At 70.0% G+C, this 6,667-nt stretch carries 5 protein-coding genes; 1 reads left to right on the forward strand and 4 read right to left on the reverse strand.

The genetic code is table 11. The features are described from left to right. Positions 1-268: 268 nt before the first annotated feature. Entirely contained in the window at positions 269-1,201 is a 933-nt protein-coding gene (gene pip, locus JMF90_RS17910; protein WP_011547949.1) for a prolyl aminopeptidase, read from the forward strand. Positions 1,202-1,270: 69 nt separating this feature from the next. On the opposite strand, the gene JMF90_RS17915 is transcribed toward pip, so the two are convergent. The 4 genes from JMF90_RS17915 to JMF90_RS17930 all read right to left on the reverse strand — a co-directional run. Then, a complete protein-coding gene (locus tag JMF90_RS17915; protein WP_027807048.1) occupies positions 1,271-1,543 on the reverse strand; it encodes a hypothetical protein in 273 nt (90 codons plus the stop codon). Between the two features lie 176 nt (positions 1,544-1,719). Continuing rightward, positions 1,720-2,823, reverse strand: coding sequence for a transglutaminase family protein (locus JMF90_RS17920; RefSeq protein ID WP_011694705.1), 1,104 nt, complete (start codon positions 2,821-2,823; stop codon positions 1,720-1,722). Next, positions 2,817-5,423, reverse strand: a complete 2,607-nt coding sequence (locus tag JMF90_RS17925; RefSeq protein ID WP_011547952.1) for a circularly permuted type 2 ATP-grasp protein — start codon at positions 5,421-5,423, stop codon at positions 2,817-2,819. The genes JMF90_RS17920 and JMF90_RS17925 overlap by 7 nt, the downstream gene beginning before the upstream one ends. A 214-nt stretch (positions 5,424-5,637) precedes the next feature. After that, a partial coding sequence (locus JMF90_RS17930; protein WP_201325279.1) for a transglutaminase family protein occupies positions 5,638-6,667 on the reverse strand: 1,030 nt, incomplete at its 5' end.

Below are 6,667 nucleotides of genomic sequence, written 5' to 3' on the forward strand. Positions count from 1 at the left end.
ATCGGTGTTCCACTCGGCGCCGTCGCGATCGTCGATCGATACGAAGGTCGTATAACTTCGTATAATGTATGCTATACGAAGTTATTACGCCAAAACGTGCCGACGTCCGGCGCGGTGAATGGGCATAATGACAAGCCTTGTCCGGCGGCGGTCGGTCCGATGCCCACGCAACGAATTTTGCGGCGCAGCACGCTTCGCAGTACCTTGCCGCCCGCACACCGGCCCGCGCGTCGTCCGCCCCCTGTCGCCCCTCACCCGGAGCCTGCCTGTGTACCCACCGATCGAACCTTACGCCCACGGCCACCTCGACACCGGCGACGGCCACCGCATCTACTGGGAGCGCTGCGGCAACCCGGCCGGCAAGCCCGCCGTGTTCCTGCACGGCGGCCCCGGCGCCGGCTGCGGCCCCGACCATCGCCGCCTGTTCGATCCCGAGCGCTACGACATCCTGCTGTTCGACCAGCGCGGCTGCGGACGCTCGACGCCGCACGCGAGCCTCGAGAACAACACGACGTGGGATCTGGTCGCCGATATCGAACGCCTGCGCGAGATGGTCGGCGCCGAGCAATGGCTGGTGTTCGGCGGCTCGTGGGGCAGCGCGCTCGCGATCGCGTACGCCGAGACGCACCCCGAACGCGTGAGCGCGCTGATCGTGCGCGGCATCTTCACGATGCGTCGCGCGGAATTGCTGTGGTACTACCAGGAAGGCGCGTCGTGGCTGTTCCCCGATCACTGGGAGGACTTCCTTGCACCGATTCCGGAAGCCGAGCGCGGCGACCTGATGGCCGCCTACCATCGTCGGCTGACCGGCGACGACGAAGCCGCGAAGCTCGAAGCCGCGCGCGCGTGGAGCATCTGGGAAGGCCGCACGATCACGCTGCTGCCCGATCCCACGCTCGCCGCGCACTTCGCGGACGGCCACTACGCGCTCGCGTTCGCGCGGATCGAAAACCACTACTTCGTGAACAAGGGCTTCGTCGAGGAAGGCCAGTTGCTGCGCGACGCGCATAGGCTCGCCGGCATTCCGGGCGTGATCGTGCAGGGCCGCTACGACATCGCGACACCCGCACGCACGGCGTGGGAGCTATCGAAGGCGTGGCCGGAGGCGACGTTCGAAATCGTGCCCGGCGCCGGACATGCGTACAACGAACCGGGAATTCTGGAGGCGCTGGTCGCGGCGACGGACCGGTTCGCCGCCTGAGCAACGGAACAACGCGAAACGACGCGGCGTGTGCAGCCGTGCCTGCCGGCACGCTCACGCGCCGCCCGATCACAAAGCGGCTTCGACGATCGTCCGGCCGCTGATTGCCTGCTCGACGAGCTGTTCGTCACCGACCTTGCGGATCGCGTCGTCGAGCAGCCCTTCCGGTTCCTCGGTCGCGACCTTCAGCAAGCCTGACAGCCCGCGCGCATCGAGCACCACGAGCGTCTCCATCGAATCCGCGCGGCTCACGAGCACGCGGCGGAATGCCGGGCCCGCGCCGAAGCTCGCACAAAGCGCGATCGTCTCGTTGCCGAGCGTGTAGTCGAAGTGCTTGATCATGGTCTGCCGCCGTTGCATGGAAATGGCGACGCGCGACGGCGCGGCGCCGTGACGTCGACGCACCCGCGCGTGCCGCCGGCGCGTCGGACCGGAGTCCGAATCGCTGCCGGCATCACCATGCTAGGCGTGCAGAATTAACGAAGACTTAAAGCGCGTAAGTGCGACACGCGGCGCCCTCAAGCCGCATCGAGCGGCTCGACCGTCACGCCGACCTTCAGCTCCTGATCCGCCCCGCCGCCGCGGATCACGCCGCGCAGCGGCGTCACGTCCGCGTAGTCGCGCCCGATGGACAGCATCACGTAGTCGTCGCCCGGCGCACGATCGTTGGTCGGATCGAGTTGCAGCCAGCCGCCATCCTCGGGCCACGCCGGGTCGTACACCTCGACCCACGCATGCGACGCATCGGCGCCGATCAGCCGCGGCTGGCCGGGTGGCGGCTGCGTCAGCAGGTAGCCGCTGACGTAGCGCGCGGCCAGCCCGAGCGAGCGCAGCGCGCCGATCATCACGTGCGCGAAATCCTGGCAGACGCCCTTGCGTAGCCGCAGTGCGTCGAGCGCCGACGTCGTGATGTCGGTGCTGTTCGGCGTGTACGCGAAATCGGCATGCACGCGCCGCATCAAATCCCACGCCGCCTGCACCAGCGGCCGTTGCGGCGTGAAGCTCGCGGCCGCGTACGCGGCGAGTTCGGGGTCGCACGCCACGTGCGGCGATGCGAACAAGAATTCGCTCGCCGGGTCGTAAGGCTGCCCCGCGCGGAACCGCAAGCGGTCGCGCACGGCCTCCCACGCGGTGGCCTGCGCGGCGTCCGGGTTCGCGATCGCGGGCGGCGGCTCGCCGCGGGCACCGAGCGACCACACGGGCGGCGTCACGCGCACGGTGCTGCGGCTGCGCACCAGCAGCGTGTCGTGCGGCAGGTTCAGCGCGAACGACGCGCGTGCATTGCCGAACGCGTCGAGTTCGGTGCAGACCGATTCCGGTGCGGGCTCGATGTCGAGCGAGAACGACAGCACCTGCTGGCGCGGCGTCGCGAGCGGTTGCAGGCGTGCCTGGTGCTGCGCGGATTCAACGCGTGCCGCGTAACGGTATTCGGTGTCGTGCGTGACGCGCAGCAACCGGCCCGGTGCGGCGGCAGCCGGTGCGTTCGTTGCGGCCTGGCCTTGGCTCTGGGCCTGGGCTGGAACTGGAGCCGGAACTGGAGCCGGAACGGGAGCCGAGGCCGGCGCCTGCCGTGCGCTTCCGGAACCGGCCGGCGTTTTGGGCGCGCCTTTCGTCGTCACCATAGCGTCCTGCCCGCCTCGCGCACGTGGCTGAAATAGCGCTCGCCGATCCGGTTCGACAGATCCCAAACCGCCTTCACCGTCGTATCGAGCGCGGCGAGCAGCTTGTCGTGCCGACCGCCTTCGGTGGTCTCGCACAGCTCGTGCAGCGACCACGCGGGGATGTCCGGCACCGTCTCGGCCAGTTCGGACAGCGCATAGCCTTCGCTGCGCTCCACTTTGGTCAGCCGGCCGCGCAGCGCCTGCACGACCCAGCCGAGCGAACGCGGGTTGTCCGTATCGAGCACGACGAGCGACAGCAGCGGCGCGACGTCGAAGCCGCGCTGGAAGCGCGAGCGGAACGTGATCGTGCTGTCGAACAGTTCCAGCACGAGTTCGAAGCCGTCCTGCCGATGCACGGCGCCTTCGTCGAACGCGAACTTCAGCACACTGCACAGGAAGTCGAGTCGATCGATCTGCCGGCCGATCGACAGCAGGCGCCAGCCGTCGTCGCGTGTCATGTTGTCGGTCTGCGCGCCGGTGATCGCGCCGAGCAGCAGGCCGAGACGTTCCAGCAGTTGCAGCGCCTCGTTGCCGATCTGCTCCTCCGCCTCCGGCTGCCCTGCGCTGTCCGCGAACAGTTGCGTCGCGTCGTCGATCAGCCGCCACTGATCGCTCGACAGCCGCTCGCGGATCGCGGCCGCCGCGCCGCGCATGCCGAACAGGCACGACGCGATCCCCGACGTGCGATCGGCGCCGCGCGTCAGCGACGTCGCCAGCTCATGCTGGAACGCGCGCGGCGCATCGACGGCATTCGGCGCGTCGGCCGCGATCAGCCCGGTGTCGCGGCACAGTGTGTCGATCAGCTCCAGATGCGCGGGGCTGTCGACGTCGTCCTCGCCGCGCAGCCGTTCGAGCGCGGCACGCGCCAGGCGCATCAGGTTGGTCGCGCGCTCAGTGTAGCGGCCGAGCCAGAACAGGTTCTCGGCCGCGCGGCTCGCGATCGCGCGTGGCCGCTCGACGAGATCGTCGGGGCCGAGGTGGGTCTGCAGCAGCGTCGTCGAATCAACGATGCCCTCGGTCATCACCCACGTATCGACGGTACTGCCGCCATGCGGCATCGGCGCATTGAACAGCGTGTCGCGCGTGCCGACCCGCGACAGCCCGCCCGGCAGCAGCCGCCAGCGCTGCGCGCCGTCGGCGAGCGCGAACACGCGCAACAGCAGCGGCTTCGGCACGATCCGCGCGCTGTCGTTGCCGTCGGGTGCATCGGGCCGCGGCCAGGTCGGCGCCTGCGACAGCGGCAGATCCGCCTGCACCGTGTAATGTTCGGGCCGCGCGAGAATCCGCGCGCGCCATTCCGCCAGTTGCGCCTGCGTGAGCCGCGCGCCGATCACCGGTTCGAATGCACCGTTCTCCTGCACGTCGGGCGGATAGGATGCCTTGACGATGCTGCGCGCGAGCCGCGGCAGCGCGTCGTCGCACGCGGCCGCCTCGCCGCACCACCACGAATGCACGGCGGGCAACGTCAGCGTTTCGCCGAGCAGGCCTTCCGCGAGACGCGGCATGAAGCCGAGCATCGCCGGCGATTCGAGGAAGCCCGAGCCCGGCGCATTCGCGAGCAGCACGTTACCCGCGCGCACGGCCTGCAACAGCCCCGGCACGCCGAGCATCGAATCGGGCCGCAGTTCGAGCGGATCGAGCCACGCGTCGTCGACGCGCCGCAGGATGCCGTGCACCGGTTCGAGCCCGCTCAGCGTCTTCAGGAATACGCGGTTGTCGCGCGCGGTCAGGTCGCCGCCTTCGACGAGCGTGAGGCCAAGATAGCGCGCGAGATACGCATGCTCGAAATAGGTCGCGCTGTGCGGCCCCGGCGTCAGCAGCACGATCCGCGAATTCTTCGCGGCGGGGCTCAGCGACTGCATGCTTTGCAGCAGCGCGCGGTACGCGGAGGCGAGACGCTGCACGCGCAGCCCGCGGAAGCCGCGCGGAAAGAGCCGCGACACGATCAGCCGGTTCTCGAGCAGGTAGCCCAGCCCGGCCGCGCCCTGCGTGTGTTGCGCGACGATCCGCCACTGCCCGTCCGGGCCGCGCGCGAGATCGAACGCGACGACGTGCAGCCACGTATCGCCCGGCACGTGTGCGCCGCGCATCGCACGCAGGTAGCCGGGGTGGCCGGTGACGAGCGCGGGCGGCAGCAGCCCGCGCTCCAGGATCGTCTGCGGCCCGTACAGGTCGGCCAGCGTCGCGTTGAGCAGCCGCACGCGCTGCAGCACGCCGCGCTCGATCGCGACCCAGTCGTCGGGCGTGACGATCAGCGGCAGCAGGTCGAGCGACCACGGGCCGACCGCGCCGTCGCCGGCACGCTGCTCGTGCAACTGGTAGAACAGGCCGTTCTCGCGCATGCGCCGGTGCAGCGCGTCGGCGCGGCGGTCGAGGTCGGCCACGCCGTCGCTGCCGATCGACGTGAAGAAACTGCGCCACGCGGGCGCAAGCGCGGGCGCGTTCAGGCCGGCCGCGCTGCCGCGCAGTTCGTCGTAACGGCCGGCGGCGGCCGGCGCCGCGAGCGCGGCGGCCAGTTCGGCGGCGTCCGGCTGCGCGCCGGTATCGAAGAGCGTGGGCATCGCGTCGAGGGCGGCGGGATGGTCGAGGTCAATGGGCGGCACGATGTCGTTCCGTCGTCAGGGTGCGGCCGCGCACGCGCGCCGCCATTCGGGCGGCAAGCCGCGGTGCGGAACCGCAATCTGCCCGCATCCTAGCATTCCGGCGGCGCCGCGACCGGCCGGTGGGCCCGGAGGTCGCGAACCGCGCATCGTCGTCCGCCCCGTCATCGATCGTTCACGGCCGCCGCAAGTCGAGCGTGAACGGGAATTCGCGGCTCGGTGAGGCAGCCGCGACGTCCATCCGGCCCGGCGTGTGCCCGATCTCGACGAAGCGCGCGAGCCGGCGGCTCTCGGCCTCGTACGCATTGACCGGGAACGTCGCGTAGTTGCGCCCGCCCGGATGCGCGACGTGATACCGGCAGCCGCCGAGCGAGCGCTGCAGCCACGTATCGACGATGTCGAACGTGAGCGGCGCGTGCACGCCGATGGTCGGATGCAGCGCCGACGGCGGCGACCACGCCTTGTAGCGCACGCCCGCGACGTATTCGCCGACGGTGCCGGTCGGCTGCAGCGGCAGCGCGCGGCCGTTGACGGTCACGACGTGCCGGTTGTCGTTCAGCCCCGTCACGCGCACTTCGAGCCGTTCGACCGACGAATCGACGTAGCGCACCGTGCCGCCAGGCGCGCCCTCCTCGCCCATCACGTGCCACGGTTCCAGCGCGCCGCGCAGCGACAGTTCCATCCCGTTCACCGCGATCTGCCCGAACAGCGGGAAACGGAATTCGAAGTGCGGCGCGAACCACGCCGGATCGAACGCGAAACCGGCGTCGCGCAACTCGGCCAGCACGTCGTCGAAATCCATCTGAAGAAATTCCGGCAGCATGAACCGGTCGTGCAGCGCGGTGCCCCAGCGCGTGAGCGGCGTCGTATACGGCGCGGCCCAGAAGCGCGCGACCAGCGCGCGCAGCAGCAGTTGCTGCACGATGCTCATCCGCGCATGCGGCGGCATCTCGAACGCGCGCAGTTCGAGCAGGCCGAGCCGGCCGGTGGACGAATCGGGCGAATACAGCTTGTCGATGCAGAACTCGCTGCGGTGCGTGTTGCCCGTGACGTCGATCAGCAGGTTGCGCAGCACCCGGTCGACGAGCCACGGCGGCATGTCCTGCCCGAACAGCAGCTTGTTGCGCTGGATCTCCGCGAACGCGATGTCGAGCTCGTAGAGCTGGTCGTTGCGCGCCTCGTCGACACGCGGTGCCTGGCTCGTC

The organism is Burkholderia sp. E168m23 (genome assembly GCF_016586125.1).
Classification (GTDB): Bacteria; Pseudomonadota; Gammaproteobacteria; order Burkholderiales; family Burkholderiaceae; genus Burkholderia; species Burkholderia orbicola.